The sequence below is a fragment of the Cellulomonas persica genome (assembly GCF_007989825.1).
Lineage (GTDB): Bacteria > Actinomycetota > Actinomycetes > Actinomycetales > Cellulomonadaceae > Cellulomonas > Cellulomonas persica.
The window spans coordinates 252,937-268,895 of the sequence record NZ_BJUA01000005.1 but is presented as its reverse complement, the minus strand read 5'-3'; the positions used below and the strand labels follow the sequence as shown (position 1 = coordinate 268,895).

12 protein-coding genes are annotated in these 15,959 nt (G+C 74.3%); 11 read left to right on the top strand and 1 reads right to left on the bottom strand.

Annotated elements, in window-relative coordinates; genetic code table 11:
- The first annotated feature begins 356 nt into the window (after positions 1–356).
- The 3 genes from CPE01_RS07120 to CPE01_RS07110 all read left to right on the top strand — a co-directional run bounded on the left by CPE01_RS07120 (position 357) and on the right by CPE01_RS07110 (position 3,335).
- Positions 357–1,349, top strand: coding sequence for a hypothetical protein (locus CPE01_RS07120; RefSeq protein ID WP_246783790.1), 993 nt, complete (start codon positions 357–359; stop codon positions 1,347–1,349).
- Between the two features lie 67 nt (positions 1,350–1,416).
- On the top strand, positions 1,417–2,721 hold the full coding sequence (locus CPE01_RS07115) for an MFS transporter (RefSeq protein WP_186811445.1): 1,305 nt from the start codon (positions 1,417–1,419) through the stop codon (positions 2,719–2,721).
- A 290-nt stretch (positions 2,722–3,011) separates the two neighbouring features.
- Complete coding sequence (locus tag CPE01_RS07110) at positions 3,012–3,335, top strand: hypothetical protein (RefSeq protein ID WP_146805946.1); 324 nt, start codon at positions 3,012–3,014, stop codon at positions 3,333–3,335.
- Positions 3,336–3,343: 8 nt separating this feature from the next.
- Here the strand turns inward: CPE01_RS07110 and CPE01_RS07105 are convergent, their stop codons facing one another.
- Entirely contained in the window at positions 3,344–4,816 is a 1,473-nt protein-coding gene (locus tag CPE01_RS07105; protein ID WP_371861986.1) for a CCA tRNA nucleotidyltransferase, read from the bottom strand.
- A gap of 94 nt (positions 4,817–4,910) precedes the next feature.
- Between CPE01_RS07105 and CPE01_RS07100 the strand changes: the two genes are divergently transcribed.
- From CPE01_RS07100 to CPE01_RS07065, 8 genes are all read left to right on the top strand, one after another.
- Positions 4,911–5,477: an NUDIX hydrolase gene (locus CPE01_RS07100; RefSeq protein ID WP_146805944.1), complete on the top strand. Its 567-nt coding sequence runs from the start codon at positions 4,911–4,913 to the stop codon at positions 5,475–5,477.
- Positions 5,474–7,819 carry a DUF6049 family protein gene (locus CPE01_RS16400; RefSeq protein ID WP_186811444.1) on the top strand — a complete coding sequence of 782 codons (2,346 nt, stop codon included), beginning with the start codon at positions 5,474–5,476 and terminating at the stop codon, positions 7,817–7,819. Before CPE01_RS07100 ends, CPE01_RS16400 begins: the two co-directional genes overlap by 4 nt.
- Before the next feature lie 13 nt (positions 7,820–7,832).
- Entirely contained in the window at positions 7,833–9,845 is a 2,013-nt protein-coding gene (murJ, locus tag CPE01_RS07090; RefSeq protein ID WP_246783789.1) for a murein biosynthesis integral membrane protein MurJ, read from the top strand.
- A 137-nt stretch (positions 9,846–9,982) separates the two neighbouring features.
- Positions 9,983–12,007, top strand: coding sequence for a protein kinase family protein (locus CPE01_RS07085; protein WP_146805943.1), 2,025 nt, complete (start codon positions 9,983–9,985; stop codon positions 12,005–12,007).
- Between the two features lie 116 nt (positions 12,008–12,123).
- Positions 12,124–13,119 (top strand): thioredoxin-disulfide reductase, encoded by a 996-nt coding sequence (gene trxB / locus CPE01_RS07080; protein WP_146805942.1) that lies wholly within the window; start codon positions 12,124–12,126, stop codon positions 13,117–13,119.
- The gene (gene trxA, locus CPE01_RS07075; protein WP_146805941.1) at positions 13,116–13,436 is read left to right on the top strand and encodes a thioredoxin; all 321 of its coding nucleotides are present in this window, start codon (positions 13,116–13,118) and stop codon (positions 13,434–13,436) included. Before trxB ends, trxA begins: the two co-directional genes overlap by 4 nt.
- Positions 13,437–13,510: 74 nt before the next feature.
- On the top strand, positions 13,511–14,851 hold the full coding sequence (locus CPE01_RS07070) for an aminotransferase-like domain-containing protein (protein WP_246783788.1): 1,341 nt from the start codon (positions 13,511–13,513) through the stop codon (positions 14,849–14,851).
- 64 nt (positions 14,852–14,915) lie between these two features.
- Complete coding sequence (locus CPE01_RS07065; RefSeq protein WP_146805963.1) at positions 14,916–15,950, top strand: D-alanine--D-alanine ligase family protein; 1,035 nt, start codon at positions 14,916–14,918, stop codon at positions 15,948–15,950.
- Positions 15,951–15,959: the final 9 nt, after the last annotated feature.

Below are 15,959 nucleotides of genomic sequence, written 5' to 3'. Positions count from 1 at the left end.
TGCGGCACCACTCGCTCGTGGGAGCCCGGTGCGGGTTGGGCTGTGGATGAGGGCGGACGTGGTCTGGCCACAGAGGGCAGGGTGCGGGCGTGGAGGACGGACGGGCGCCCGCACGCGAGCGCAGGACGACGAGCGCGCGCGGGACGACCAGCGAGCGCGGGGCGACGAGTGCGCGCGTTACGACCAGCGAGCGCGGGACGACGAGTGTGCGCGGGACGACGAGCGCGCGCGGGACGACCAGCGAGCGCGGGGCGACGAGTGCGCGCGTTACGACCAGCGAGCGCGGGACGACGAGCGCGCGCGGGACGACGAGTCCGGGCAGCGGCAGTCGGGGCTGGTTGTCGGAGCTGCCCGGGGTGCGGGCGCTGACCGGCCAGGCACGCGAGGTCATCGTGCGGCAAGACGGCGTGGCGACCGTCGAGCAGCTCGTCGCCTGGGGCTTCTCCTCGTCCGCGGTCCGGCGCAAGGTCGCGGCAGGGCACTGGCGGCGCGCGTTCCGAGGCGTCGTCGTGCTGCAGTCCGGCCCGACGAGCTGGCGGCAGCGGGCACGCGCCGCGCTGCTCTACGCGGGACCGACCGCCGCGCTCTCGCACGAGTCCGCCGCCTTCCACCACGGCGTGCTCCGCGACCCCGGCCATGCGGTCGTCGTCACCGTGCCGCACTCGCGCACGGTCATGCCGCAACCAGGCCTCGTCGTGCATCGGACCCGCAACATGCCCTGGGCCGGAGGGCGCCTGCGCTCCGTCGAGCCCGCCGAGGCGATCCTCGACGTCCTCGCGACGACGGCCACCGCGCACCCGCACACCGACGCCGGGGCCGGTGCCCGGGTGCGAGACGTGACCGATGCGGTCGTCGGGCTGCTGTGCGATGCGGTGCGGGCCGGGATCCAGCCGGACGACCTGCTCGTGCGTGCCGCGCGGCGGCCACGGATGGCCGGACGTCGACTGCTCGTCGAGATGCTCGGGCAGGTGGCGCAGGGGGTGGAGTCCCCGCTGGAGCATCGGTACGCGCGGGACGTCGAGCGTCGCCACGGCCTGCCGAGGGCGGTCGCGCAGCGGTGGGAGCGGGTGGACGGGAGGTGGATCCGCGCCGACCGCGTGTACGTGGGCTTCGGGGTCCGGGCCGAGCTCGACGGCCGGCTCGCGCATCCCTTCGGCGCCACGGACGACGACGTCTGGCGCGACAACGCCACGCTCCTGGCGTCCGGCGACACGACTCTGCGCTACCGCTGGCGTCACGTCGCCGTGACCCCGTGCGCGACGGCAGCGCAGGTCGCCCGTGCCCTCCGCGACCGCGGCTGGCCCGACCACCCCCGGCGCTGCGGCCGCACGTGCGCCATCCAGTCCTGACCGGTGCGGTGCGGGTGGACATCCGTCGGACGGGCGCCGGGCGGCCGACGCGCGTGCGGGTGCGAGGATGACGCGCGTGCAGGTGATCGCGGACCTCAAGGCGTTGTGGCCACTGCGGGAGTTCCGCAAGCTGCTCTCGGTGCGGCTCGTCAGCCAGTGCGGCGACGGCCTGTTCCAGGTGGGCCTGGCGACCTTGTTCTTCTTCTCGCCGGAGAACGCGACCACCGCCGGCGGCGTCGCGGCGGCGTTCGCGGTGCTGCTGCTGCCGTTCACGATCGTCGGCCCGTGGGCCGGTGTGCTCCTCGACCGGTGGAGCCGGCGGCAGGTGCTGCTCGTCGGGAACCTCGTGCGGATGGGGCTCACGCTGACGCTCGCCGCACTCATGGTCAGCGTCGGGGTCGGGCCGGCGGTGTACGTGCTGGCGCTCGTGACGCTCTCGGTCAACCGGTTCCTGCTCTCGGCGCTGTCCGCCTCGCTGCCCCAGGTCGTCGAGGGCAGGCTCCTGCTCACGGCCAACTCCGTGACCCCGACGCTCGGCACCGCCGCCAACGGCGTCGGGAGCGGGATCGCGCTCGTGCTCGGCTGGGTCGTGCCCGCGGGCCGCGCGCGGGACGCGGTCGCGCTCGTCGCCGCCGCGCTCGTCATGGCCGCCGCCGCGGTGGTCGCCGGGCGCATCGAGCGGCACCGGCTCGGCCCGGACCGGCCGTCGGACGCCGCGCAGCTGCGTGCCGCGGTCGGCACGCTCGTGCGCGGGTTCGTCGAGGGCGGGCGCTACCTGGTGGCGCGCCGCACCCCGGCCCGTGCGCTGGGGATCATGGCGTACCACCGCTTCCTGTACGGAGTGGTGTTCCTCGCGAGCATCCTCATCTCCCGCAACCTGCTGTCCGACCCGGCCGACGCGCAGGAGGGCCTCGCGACGTTCGCGACGGTGCTCGCCGCGACCGCGGTGGGCTTCGGGCTCGCGATCGTGCTCACGCCGACGCTCTCCCCGATCACCGGCGTGCACGCGTGGATCGCCGGGTGCCTGGTGCTCGCCGCGGTCAGCCAGGCCATCCTCGTCGTGACCTACGACCTGGTGCCGGTGCTCGTGGCCGCCGCGCTGCTGGGGCTCGCGGCGCAGGGGACGAAGATCGCCGTCGACACGATCGTGCAGCGCGACACCGCCGACGCCTACCGCGGGCGCGCGTTCGCGCTGTACGACGTCCTCTACAACGCGGCGTTCGTCGGGGCGGCCGCGCTGGCTGCCGCGGCGCTGCCGGACACGGGCTGGTCCAGCGCGCTGTTCGTCGTGCTGACCGTCGGGTACGTCGCGGGCGCGCTCGCGTACGGGCTCGCCGCGCGTCGTCAGCCCGTGCCGGCCGAGGTCGGCTGACGGTCCGACGACGGCGCCGCGACCAGCCGGGGCGAGCCGAACCGGCCCGACGCCCGGCGGTGACTCGCGTCAGTTGACCCGCAGGGCCCTGACCTGCGCACGTCCAGGTTCCGAAACGTTCCGTTCGCCCCTCGCCGAGCGATAGATCCCGCTACGGTGCGCCTGTGTCACGCTCACTCCTGACTCGGTCTCCCCTGACCCGGTCTCAGCTGGTCGCTCCCCTCGCGCTCCTCCCCCTCGTCGCCGTGACCGGCTGCGCGTCGCCACCGCCGGGGTCCGCGTCCGCGGTCGTGACCTACGTCGACGAGTCCGGCGAGCAGCAACGCGTCGAGGTCGCGGTCGACAGCGCGCAGTGCGACACGGAGGACCCGCGGCGCCTCGGCACGGCCGACGAGACGATCGTCATGCTCGTCGGGAGTGCGGGCGACACGACGATGCGCGTGCACCTGGGCGACGACCTGTCGTTCCTCGCGCAGACCACCGCGAGCGCCACCCGTACCGGCCTCGAGGTCGCGGACGTCCCCGGCACGATCGTGCGCTCGGGCATCTCCGGGACGCAGACGCGCATCAGCTCCGACGCGACGCTCTCGGGCAAGGTCGTCTGCCCGGGCTGACCGCACTGCTACTGCCGGGCAGCCCACCACGCGCGCAGCTCGGCCTCGGCGCGCTCGGGGCCGAGGGGTCCGTGCTCCATGCGCTGCGCGAGCAGGAACCTGTAGGCCTCGCCGACCTCGCGCCCCGGCTTGAGGTCGAGGATCGCCATGATCTGCGTGCCGTCGAGGTCGGGGCGGATGGAGTCGAGCTCCTCCTGCTCCTTAAGCCGGGCGATGCGCACCTCGAGGTCGTCGTACGCCGCGGACAGGCGCTGCGCCTTGCGGACGTTGCGCGTGGTGCAGTCCGAGCGCGTGAGCCGGTGCAGGCGCTCGAGCAACGGACCGGCGTCCGTGACGTAGCGACGCACCGCCGAGTCGGTCCAGCCGCCCTCGCCGTACCCGTGGAACCGCAGGTGGAGCTCGGTGAGGCGCGCGACGGCCTGCACGGTCGCCTTGTCGAACTTCAGCGCCTTGAGCCGCTTGGCGACGAGCTTGGCGCCGACCATCTCGTGGTGGTGGAACGAGACTCCGCCGCCGGGCTCGAAGCGCCGCGTGCGCGGCTTGCCGATGTCGTGCAGCAGCGCGGCCAGGCGCAGCACCAGGTCCGGGCCGGGCACAGGGCCGTCGGGTCCGGTCTCGAGCGCGATGGCCTTCTCGAGCACGGTCAGCGAGTGCTCGTAGACGTCCTTGTGCCGGTGGTGCTCGTCGATCTCGAGGCGCAGCGCGGGCAGCTCGGGCAGCACGTGGTCGGCCAGACCGGTCTCGACGAGCACCTGCAGACCCAGGCGCGGCTGACGCGCGAGGAGCAGCTTGACGAGCTCGGCCTGGACACGCTCGGCCGAGACGATCGAGATGCGCTCGGCCTGCGCGACGATCGCGGCGCGCGTCTCGTCGTCGACCGTGAAGCCGAGCTGGGCGGCGAACCGCGCGGCGCGCATCATGCGCAGCGGGTCGTCGTCGAACGACTGGCGCGGGTCCACGGGGGTGCGCAGCACGCCGCGCGCGAGGTCCGCGAGACCGTCGAACGGGTCGACGAACGTCAGCTCGGGCACGCGCACGGCCATCGAGTTCACGGTGAAGTCGCGCCGCGACAGGTCGCCCTCGAGCGTGTCGCCGAACACGACCGCGGGCTTGCGCGACGACGGGTCGTACTCGTCGGTCCGGTACGTGGTGACCTCGACGACGACGTCCGCGCCGCCGCCGTGCCGCGACCCGAACCGCCGCGCGCCGATCGTGCCGAACTCGCGACCCATGTCCCAGTGCGCGTCGCCCCAGCGCGCGAGGATCGCCTCGGTCTCGTCGGGCGTCGCGGACGTCGCGAAGTCCAGGTCCGACGACGAGCGGCCGAGGAACGCGTCGCGCACGGGCCCGCCGACGAGCGCGAGCTCGTGACCCGCGGCGCGGAACAGCTCCCCGAGGGCCAGGGCGTCGCCCGGGAGCGCGGCGAGCACACCGATCGCGCGCTTCTGCAGCGCGAGGAGGGAGGGGGTCTGGTCCGGCACCCGCCCGATTCTAGGTGGCCGCCGGTTCACCCGACCGCGCCACCGGGTGTCCACGGTTCGGGCCCGACCGGGGCAAGTCGTTACAGTGGCACGCATGTCCGGCGCCGCGCACCCGTCCCCTCCGCGGGGCGTCCCGGCGCCGCCGGGCGGGCACCGGCTGCACGCGCCGCGCCCCGCCGCCCCCGCGCGGCCCCCGCACAGCCAGACCACTCCCCCGCTGCCCGTCGTCGACGAGACGTCCGCGGGCGGCCTCGTCGTGCTGCTGCGCGACGGCGTCTACCACGCGGCGATCATCGCGCGCCGCAACCGCGGCGGCCGGCTCGAGTGGTGCCTGCCGAAGGGACACCTCGAGGGCGACGAGACGCCCGAGGAGGCCGCCGTCCGCGAGATCGCCGAGGAGACCGGCATCCGCGGGCAGGTCCTGCGGCGCCTCGGGGTCATCGACTACTGGTTCTCGGGCGACGACCGGCGCGTGCACAAGGTTGTGCACCACTTCCTGCTCGGGGCGGTCGGCGGTTCGCTGTCCGTCGAGGGGGACCCGGACGGCGAGGCGGAGGACGCGGCGTGGGTGCCCGTCTCGATGCTGCCCGACCGGCTGGCGTACCCCAACGAGCGCCGGCTCGCCGAGGCCGCGCTCGTGGTGCTCGTCGGCGAGGCATGACCGCGCGCACCGCGCGCCCGGTCCTGAGCGCGACCTTCCGGGCGGCCGCCGTGCTGGCCGTCGTCGTCCCGTCGCTCGTGCTCGGCCCGGCTGCCGGAGCGGCGCGCACGGCCGCACCGGGTCTGGCAGCCGGTTCCGCGACCGCTGGTTCTGCGACGGCCGGTTCCGTCACCGCCGGCTCCCTCGTCACGGAACCCGTCGACACCGAGCCGTCGGGGACCGGCGCGACCCGCCCCACGCCGCTCGAGGGCCTCGACGACGAGCCGGAGAGCACGCCCGTCACGGTGCGCATCTCCTCGATCACACCCCAGGTGCTCCAGCCCGGCCAGGACCTGCAGATCTCCGCGACGATCACGAACACCACCGACGAGGCGCTCGAGGACGCCCGGGTCACCGTCTTCCTCAACCGGTTCCGGATGTTCACGCGCGACGAGGTCGCCGAGTGGGCGCAGCGCGGCCTCACGGACCGCGCGGGCGACGACGCGCTGACCGAGACGCTCGACGAGCCCCTCGCCGCGCACGCGACGCGGTCGGTGACGCTCACGGTGCCCGCCGCCGCGGTCCACCTGTCCACCAACCCCGGGCTGTGGGGGCCGCGCGGCATGGCGGTCGGCGTCAGCGCGCACGGCGAGCGGCTCGGGCTCGCACGGTCGTACGTCCTGTGGAGCACGCTCGACGACGACCCACCGCAGGTGCCCGTCTCGGTCGTCGTCCCGTTCGTCGGACCCGCGACCGCACCCGTGCCGCGGCCCTCACCCGAGGAGACCGAGAAGCCCACCCCGACGCCGACCCCGACCGACACCGCGACGGCCGCCTCCGCGGCGGTCACGGCGGCCTCGACGGCGACGAAGGACCTCACCAGCCTCACCGCGGAGGGCGGGCGGCTGCGCCGGATGCTCGCCGCGGCGAGCGTCGACGACGCGGTCACGCTCGCGGTCGACCCGTCGCTGCTCGTCGCGGCCGACTCGGGCAGCGCGACCGCCCAGCGGTTCGCCGAGCGGCTGCGCACCGCGATCGGCACGCACGAGACGTACGCGCTGCCGTGGGCGGACCCGGACGTCGCGGCCGTGCAGCACGCCGGCGAGGACGAGCTCCTGCGCGTCGCGGCGGACCACCCGCGCGAGGACCTCGACGACGCGGACGTCCTGCTGTGGAGCGCCGACCCCGGCACGCCCGACGCACAGACCCTCGGCGGCGTGCAGGCCGCGGGGGCCGGCGCGATGGTGACCGCCCCGCAGCAGGCGCAGGAGCGGACCGAGGCGCTGCAGCAGGTCGCCACCTCGTCGGGCGACGTCACGACGATCGCACCCGACGCGGTCCTCACGGACCTCGTCACCGACGACGACGTGCAGAACACCCCCGCGACCACCGCGCAGCGCGCGCTCGCCGACCTCGCGATCGTCGCGCGCGCCACCGTGCTGCCCGCGGGCGTCGTCCTCGCACCCGACCGCGAGACCGCCCCCGACCGCGAGACGCTCGCGGCGGTCGTCGACGCGCTGCGCTCGAGCCCCTGGACCGCAGCCGTGCCGCTGTCGAAGGTGCTCGCCGGCACATCGACCGCGCCCGTGCAGCGCGCGCCCGCCGCGACCCGTGCCACGGGCGAGCTCAGCGCGAGCTCGGTGACCGCGCTCGCCGACGCGCGCGAGGACGCCCGCTCGTTCGCGGAGGTCCTCGACGACCCGGACGGCTACCTGGCCGGCATCGACGACCAGGTCCTCGCGCCGCTCGCCGTCGCGTGGCGCGCGCAGCCCAAGGCGCGCACGGTGCTCGTGCGGCAGACCGTCGAGCACGTCCGCGAGCGCACGCAGGGCCTGTCGATCGTCGAGACGAGCGACCTCAACGTCATCGCCACGACCAGCGACCTGCGGCTCACCGTGCGCAACGACCTGACCGTCCCCGCCCGCGCGGACCTCGTCGTCGACCCCCGCAAGGCGTGCCTGACGGTCGGGAGCTTCACGACGCCCGTGCTCGACCCCGGCGACACCGCGATCACCGTGCCGCTCGTCGCGCACGCCAACTGCGACGTCGTCGTCGAGGTCGCGCTCGTCGGACCGTCCGGGCAGGACGTCGCCGAGCCCATCGCGTTCTCCGCGCGCCTGTCCCCCACCATCGAGTCCGTCGGGACGATCGTCGTCGGGATCCTGCTGGCGCTCGGGCTCGCGCTCGGCATCGCGCGCACCGTGCGCCGCGGCCAGAGCGCACGCCGCGGCGCGCGGACCGTCGCGGAGGCCGACGCCCCCGTGAGCCTGCCCGTGCTGGGCGGCACCCCGACCGACCCGGTCCCCGAGGTCGCTGCCGACGAGCGTGCGGCGCGGCCCGGCCCGGGCGGAGACGCCCGGTGAGCGGGGAGATGCGGTGAGCGGCGAACCGGCCGACGACGGACGCCTGCGGCGCGGCGCGGCGCTCATGGCGTCGGGCACCGCCGTGTCCCGCCTGCTCGGGCTCCTGCGCTCGATGGTGCTGTTCGCGGCGATCGGTGCGACCGGTCAGGCCGCGGACGCGTTCGCGGTCGCCAACAAGCTGCCGAACGTCATGTACATGCTGCTCGTCGGCGGCGTGCTCAACGCGGTCCTCGTGCCGCAGGTCGTGCGCGCGTACAAGACCGCCAAGGGTCAGCAGTACGTCGACCGGCTCCTGACCTTCGGGTTCGTCGCGCTCGCCGGGCTCACGCTCGTCCTGACGCTCGCCGCCCCGCTGCTCGTGCGGCTGTACGCCGACGCCGCGAGCCAGGCCCAGATGGACCTCGCGGTCACGTTCGCGTACTGGTGCGTGCCGCAGGTCTTCTTCTACGGCGTGTACGCGCTGCTCGGCCAGGTGCTCAACGCGCGCTCCTCGTTCGGGCCGTACATGTGGGCGCCCGTCGTCAACAACGTCGTGTCGATCATCGGCTTCGTGGCGTTCATCGTCGCGTTCGGCGCGGTGCCGGAGTCCGGGCTGACGCACGCGAGCGCCTGGGGGTCGTCGCAGGTCCTGCTGCTCGCCGGGTCCGCGACCGCGGGCGTCATGGCGCAGGCGCTCGTGCTGTTCCCGGCGCTGCGCGCCGCGGGCGTGCGGTACCGGCCGCGCTGGGGGCTGCGCGGCTACGGGCTGGGACGCGCGGGGGCCGTGGCGACGTGGACGCTCGTCGGGCTCGCGGTGGGGCAGCTCGGGTACGTGATCGTCTCGCGCGTCGTGTCGCAGGCGCCGGGCGCCGCCGACGGTGCCAAGGACGTCGCCTCGAACGCCGCGTACGACGCCGCGTTCCTCATCTTCATGCTGCCGCACTCGCTCGTGACGGTGTCGCTCGCGACCGCGATGTTCACGCGGCTCGCGGAGCAGGCCCACGACCGGGACACGCGGGCCGTGCGTGCCTCGCTGTCCTACGGCCTGCGCGTCGTCGGCGTGTTCACCGTGCTGGCCGCGGCCGTCATCGCGGTGCTCGCGATCCCCGTGACCCGGCTCATCCTGCCGTCGGCGACGTCGGCGACCACCGCCGCCGTCGCGCAGGTGGTCATCGCGATGATCGTCGGCCTGCCCGCGTTCGGCGCGTGGTCCATCTGCCAGCGCGTGTACTTCGCGTACGAGGACACCCGGTCGATGGTGCCCGTGCAGGTCGTCATGGCGGTCGTCGTCGTGGCGGGCTCGCTGCTCTCGCGGGTCCTGCTGCCCGCGACCGCGTGGGTCGTGGGCGTCGGGCTCTCGATGAGCCTGTCGTACCTCGTCGGCGCGGTCGTCGCGCTGCGGCACCTGCACCAACGGCTGCACGGCGTCGACGGCGGACGCGTGCTGCGCCTGCACCTGCGCGCGACGCTCGCGGCCGTCGTCGCGATCGTCGTCGGCCTGGTGCTGCTGCTCGGCACCGAGGCGGTGCTGCCCGGCGGGCTGGTCACCGCGCTGCTCGAGTGCGTGCTCGTCGGCTCCGTCATGGGGCTCGTGTACGTCGCGCTGCTGCGGGCGCTGCGCGTGCGCGAGCTCGACGACCTGCTGCGCCCGATCCTGCCGCGGCTGTCCCGGATCGGCCCGCTGCGTCCGCTCGTCCGTCTCCTCGCACCGTCGGGACGGGCGGGGCGCCACGCGGACGACGACGTGCAGTCGCCTCCGTCGGCCGGCCGCGAACCCCGACGCGCGACCTCGTCGCCCCACTACCCGCTCACCCCGTGGGCCGCGTGGCCCGACTCCTCCGCCCCGGAGCTGCCCGAGCCGACGCCCCCGGGTGCCGCCCCGCTCGCCCCCGAGCTGCCCGCACCCCGTCGCGCACCGCGCACGCACCGCTCGCGCCCGCACTACCCGCCCGGTCACCCCCTGTACCGGCCCAGCAGCCCCGAGCTGTGGCCCGGAGCCGACGACGAGTCCACAGACGGACCGGACACTCACGGCGGGCCCGTCTAGAGTGCTGGCAGACGGTCGCCCGTCCGGTCGGCACGCGAGCTGACCTTCGCCGGATGACCCCACGACGACCCGACGGGACGGTGGGCAGGGCCGGCCGTCCGACGACGAGTACGACGACGCAGCGCACGGAGGTGCACGTGAGCGAGGTGGTCGGCCCCGGCACGGAGCTGTCCGGGAGGTACCGGGTGCTCGAGCAGGGCACCTCGGACGTGCCCGGGGTCTCGGTGTGGCACGCGACCGACCAGATCCTCGACCGCCCCGTGCGCGCCGTCGTGCTGTCCACCGGCGACGTGTCGTCCGCGCTCGACGGCGCGCGCCGCGCCGCGCTGGTCTCCGACCCGCGGCTCGCACGCGTCCTCGACGTCGGCATGCACGGCAACGTCGGCTACGTGGTCACCGAGGACGTCAGCGGACCGACGCTCGCCGACCTGCTCGCCGACGGTCCCCTGACCGCCGACCAGGCCCGTGCCGTCATCGGGGAGGCGGCCGCGGCCCTCGAGGTCGCCCGCCGACGAGGGCTGCACCACCTCGCGCTGCGCCCACGCGCCGTCCGCGTCGTCGGCCCCGGGCGCGTCCTGCTCACCGGGCTCGGGATCGACGCGACCATCGCCGGCGCGGCCGGCGGCGACGCGCGCACCACCAGCCGCCGCGACTCCGTCGACCTCGTCCGGCTGCTCTACACCGCGCTCACCGGACGGTGGCCCGCCTCGTCGTCCGACGCGATCGCCCCCGGCGTGCCGTCCGCACCCGCCACCGGCGGCGTCGCCGTCCCGCCCGCCGAGCTCGTCGCGACCGTCCCGAACGACCTCGACACCCTGTGCACCGTGACGCTCGGCCCGCACGACGACGGGCCGCACACGCCCGGGGACCTCGTGCGCGAGCTCGAGCCGTGGGGCGCCATCCGCACCGAGGGCGCGCCGCCTGCCGCGGACGCGTCCGAGGTGGCGGAGACCGCCGTCATCCGCGAGCCCACGCCCGAGGACGACATGCAGGACACCGCCCCGATCCGGGTCCAGCGGCAGTCGGTCCGTGAGGTGTTCGGCGAGGCGGGCTCCGCCGTGAACCGGCCCGGCACGCCGCCGCCCGCCGCGCCCCTGCGGACCTCCGCGTTCGGGTCGCCCGCCGTCGCGCCGCCCGTGGGGTCCATGCCGACGCGCATCCCGGCACGGCAGGCCGGTGCGGCGGCTGCGGGTGTCGCCGGCGCCGCAGCGGCCGGCGGGGTGACGACGCCGCCCACCGCGACCACCCCGATCAGCGGCCCCACGGCCGCGGCGCCGCCCAGCATCCCGCCGGGGGGCGGAGCCGGGCGTCCGGCGCAGCCCGCCGACGGCGCGTCGGGGCAGCCGTCCGGCGCGCCGGACGTGACCCAGCCGACCATGCCCGTGCTGCCCGCGACCCTCCCCCCGGCCGGTTCAGCGGCCGCGTGGTCGGCGCCGACGGGCGACGACGGCGGGTCCGACGACTTCGGCGCCGTGATCGGTGAGGTCGGTGACGAGCCGCCCACGCGCCGCTCGTTCGACCCCACGGCACTGGTCCTGACGGTCGTCGGGATCGCGGTCGTCGTCGGCGTCGTCCTGGCCTTCAAGGCGCTCTTCTCGTCTCTCGACACCGGGACGCCGGAGCCGCGCCCGGTCGCGACGAGCACGCAGGAGTCGACGAGCGGCGCGACCGGCACGCCGTCGGACGACGAGTCCACCGAACCGACCCAGGACGCCACGACGCCCGTGTCGACCGCGCCGCCGGTCATCAAGTCCGCGTCGAGCGTGGACCCCTCCGACGACGACGGCGAGCACGAGGAGGCCGTGGCCCGGGCGTTCGACGGCGACACCTCGACGTACTGGTACACGATGACCTACCAGCAGCCGAACTTCTCCGGCTTCAAGGAGGGCGTCGGGTTCGTCATGCTGCTCGAGGAGCGTGCGCTCGTCAGCACGGTGACGCTCAAGACCAACTCCTCCGGTGGGCACGTCGAGGTGCGTACGAGCGGCTCCGACGACCCCGGCGGCGGCACGCTCCTGGCCTCGGGCGAGTTCGGGCCCGAGGTCACGCTCGAGCTCGACCCGGCGACCGAGCTCGACCGCATCACGCTGTGGATCACCGAGCTGCCGACCGCCGCGGACGGGTCGTTCCGGCTCGAGCTGACCGAGGTCGAGCTCGGCTGACCGCCCGGCGTCCACAGGCGCACGGGTTCGCGTCCTGAGGAACAGATCCGGCCTACGATCGGTTGACTGCGACAGCCGGGACATCGCCGGCACCCCGACTTCTCGAGGACCTTCCCGTGACCGACACGTCCATCCGTGAGCTCGTCATCGTCGGCTCCGGCCCCGCCGGATACACCGCCGCGATCTACGCCGCGCGCGCAGGCCTCGCGCCGCTCGTCGTGGCCGGCTCCGTCACCGCGGGTGGTGCGCTCATGAACACCACCGAGGTCGAGAACTTCCCCGGCTGGCCCGAGGGCATCCAGGGCCCCGAGCTCATGGAGAACCTGCAGGCGCAGGCCGAGAAGTTCGGCGCCGAGGTGTTGTGGGACGACGCGACGTCCCTGTCGCTGACCGGCCGCGTCAAGGAGGTCACCGTCTCGGACGGCACCACTTACCGCGCCAAGGCCGTGATCCTCGCGACCGGTTCCGCCTACCGCGAGCTCGGTCTCGACGACGAGAAGCGGCTCTCGGGCCGCGGCGTCTCGTGGTGCGCCACGTGTGACGGGTTCTTCTTCAAGGACCAGGACATCCTGGTCGTCGGCGGCGGCGACTCCGCCGTCGAGGAGGCGACGTTCCTCACGCGGTTCGGCCGCAGCGTGACGCTCGTGCACCGCCGCGACCAGCTCCGCGCGTCCAAGATCATGGCCGACCGCGCCGCGGCCGACCCGAAGATCTCGTTCGCGTGGAACAGCGAGATCGTCGGCATCGACGGCGATGCCAAGGTCACCGGCGTGACCCTGCGCGACACCGTGACCGGGGAGACCCGCTCGCAGGACGCGGGCGCCGTGTTCGTCGCGATCGGTCACGTGCCGCGCACCGAGCTGGTGCTGGGCCAGGTCGAGCTGGACGAGAACGGCTACATCCAGGTCGAGGGCCGGTCCACGCGGACGAACCTCGAGGGCGTTTTCGCGTGCGGCGACGTCGTCGACCACACGTACCGCCAGGCGATCACCGCCGCTGGCTCCGGCTGCGCGGCAGCCCTGGACGCGCAGCACTTCCTCGCGTCGCTCGGCGACACCGTCGACCCGTACGTGCCCACCGAGGTCCCCGTTCTCGTGGAGGATGCCCGATGAAGGACGTGACCGACGAGACCTTCGCCGCCGAGGTCCTGCAGTCCGAGATCCCCGTGGTCGTCGACTTCTGGGCGCCGTGGTGCGGGCCGTGCCGCATGGTCGCGCCCGTGCTCGCCGAGCTCGCCACGCAGTACGAGGGCCGCGTCAAGATCGTCAAGGTCAACTCCGACGAGAACCCCGGCGTGGTCGGCGACTACGGGATCGTCTCGATCCCGACGCTGAACATCTACTCCGGCGGTGAGCTCGTCAAGCAGGTCATCGGCGCACGCCCCAAGGCGGCGTACGCGCAGGAGATCGAGGCGCTCCTCAGCGCCTGAGCGCACGTCGACGGCCGTCCCCGATCGCAGGAAAGCGGTCCGGGGCGGCCGTCGCGCTGTGCCAGACTGCAGAGATGACCTCAGAGCCCATGCCCCGGCCGGAGACGTCGGGCACCCCCACGTCCTCGGCCGCAGGCACGCGGCTCGACCCCTGGCTCGGCACGTACGCCGAGCGCACGCAGGGCATGCGGGCATCAGAGATCCGAGCGCTGTTCGCCGTCGCGAACCGGCCCGAGGTCGTCTCGCTCGCCGGCGGCATGCCGTTCCTCGACGGCCTTCCCCTGGACCAGCTGTCGCAGGTCGCCGCGTCGGTCGTCGCGCAGCGCGGCCTGCAGGCGCTGCAGTACGGCTCGGGTCAGGGAGACGAGCAGCTCCGCGAGCAGATCCTCGAGGTCATGGCGCTCGAGATGATCGCCGCGCACCCCGACGACGTCGTCGTGACCACCGGCTCGCAGCAGGCACTCGACCTCGTGACGCGCGTCTTCATCGACCCGGGTGACGTCGTCGTCGCCGAGGCGCCCTCCTACGTCGGTGCGCTGGGCGTCTTCCGCGCCTACCAGGCGGACGTCGTGCACGTCGCGATCGACGAGCACGGCCTCGTCCCCGCCGCGCTCGAGGAGACGCTCGCGTCGCTCGCCGCCGCGGGTCGTCGGACGAAGTTCCTCTACACGGTCCCCAACTTCCACAACCCCGCAGGCGTCTCCCTCGCGCTCGAGCGGCGACCGCAGGTCCTGGAGATCGCTCGCCGCTACGGCGTGCTGGTCCTCGAGGACAACCCGTACGGCCTGCTCGGCTTCGACCGCGACCCGTGGCCCGCGCTGCGCTCGTACGACGACGACGGCGTCATCTACCTCGGCTCGTTCTCCAAGACGTTCGCCCCGGGGTACCGCATCGGGTGGGCTGTCGCGCCGCATGCCGTGCGCGAGAAGCTCGTGCTGGCCTCCGAGTCCGCGATCCTGTGCCCCTCGAACGCCTCGCAGATCGCGATCTCGTCGTATCTCGCGACCTGCGACTGGCGCAGCCAGATCAAGAGCTACCGCGAGCTGTACCGCGAGCGGCGCGACGCCATGATCGGCGCGCTCAGCGAGCACCTTCCCGAGGCCACGTGGACCGTGCCCGACGGTGGCTTCTACACCTGGGTGCGGCTGCCCGAGGGGCTCGACGCCCGCGACATGCTGCCGCGCGCCGTGACCGCGCGCGTCGCCTACGTCCCGGGCACCGCCTTCTACTACGACGGCAGCGGCTCCGACCACATGCGTCTGTCGTTCTGCTACCCGACTCCCGAGCGCATCCGCGAGGGCGTGCGCCGTCTTGCCGGTGTCGTCACCGGGGAGCGCGAGCTCGTGGAGCTGTTCGGCACCGCGGGTGCCGAGTCTGACGACGAGGTGGCCTCGCCGGCACCCGACCTGCCGTGACACCGTCGGCACTCCCCCGCCGCCGCGCCGTGGCGGCCCGCACCGAGCTCGGAGCACTCTCGTGATCACGTCTGCCTCGTCGCCCTCCGCCGCAGCCGCAGCCCTCCCGGTCGACGGCGCCCCGGGACGCACGCCCCGCGTCGCCGTCCTGGCGGGCGGTCTCTCGCACGAGCGGGACGTCTCACTGCGATCAGGGCGCCGCGTCGCCGAGGCGCTGCGGTCCGCCGGGGTCGAGGTCAGCGTGCACGACGTCGACGCCGACCTCATCGCCGCACTCACCGACCTGCAGCCCGACCTGGTCTGGCCCGTGCTGCACGGCGCGAGCGGCGAGGACGGCTCGGTGCGCGACGTGGTCCAGCTGCTCGGCCTGCGCCTGCTCGGCACCGGACCGCGCGCGAGCCGCGTCGCGTGGAGCAAGTCGATCGCCAAGACCGTGGTGTCGCGTGCCGGCCTGGTGACTCCCGAGTTCGTGACGCTGCCGCAGTCCCTGTTCCGTGAGCTCGGCCCGGCGCGCATCCTGTCGTCGATCGTCGACCGGCTGGGCCTTCCCGTCGTCGTGAAGCCGTCCCGCGGCGGCTCGGCCCTCGGTGTCTCCGTGGTCCGGTCCGCGAGCGAGCTCGCACGCGCGATGGTCGAGTGCTTCTCCTACGCGGACACAGCGCTCATCGAGCGCGCGGTGTCCGGGGTCGAGGTCGCGGTGTCGGTCGTCGACCTCGGCGACGGCCCGGTGGCGCTCCCGCCCGTCGAGATCGTCACCGACGGTCCGTACGACTACGACGCCCGGTACCACCCGGGGCGCGTCGAGTACTTCGCACCGGCGCGGCTGTCGGAGGCGACGCGGGCCGAGGTCGAGCGCGTCGCCCTCGTCGCCCACCACGCTCTCGGCCTGACGCGCCTCTCGCGGTCCGACCTGATCGTGGACACCGACGGCGTCGCGCACTTCCTGGAGGTCAACGTGAGCCCGGGGATGACCGAGACGTCGCTTCTCCCGCAGGCCGCAGAGGCTGCTGGGCACAACCTTGGAACCTTGTACCGCTCCCTGGTAGAGGCTTCTCTCGCCGCCTCGCCCGTCGGTCTCGAGCCCGCCCCGGCGTCCTGATCGTCCCGG

Coding starts and splice junctions, on each gene's coding strand:
- CPE01_RS07115 (WP_186811445.1), top strand. CDS start 1,417: ATGACGCGCGTGCAGGTGATCGCGGACCTCAAGGCGTTGTGGCCACTG.
- CPE01_RS07100 (WP_146805944.1), top strand. CDS start 4,911: ATGTCCGGCGCCGCGCACCCGTCCCCTCCGCGGGGCGTCCCGGCGCCG.
- CPE01_RS16400 (WP_186811444.1), top strand. CDS start 5,474: ATGACCGCGCGCACCGCGCGCCCGGTCCTGAGCGCGACCTTCCGGGCG.
- trxA (WP_146805941.1), top strand. CDS start 13,116: ATGAAGGACGTGACCGACGAGACCTTCGCCGCCGAGGTCCTGCAGTCC.
- CPE01_RS07070 (WP_246783788.1), top strand. CDS start 13,511: ATGACCTCAGAGCCCATGCCCCGGCCGGAGACGTCGGGCACCCCCACG.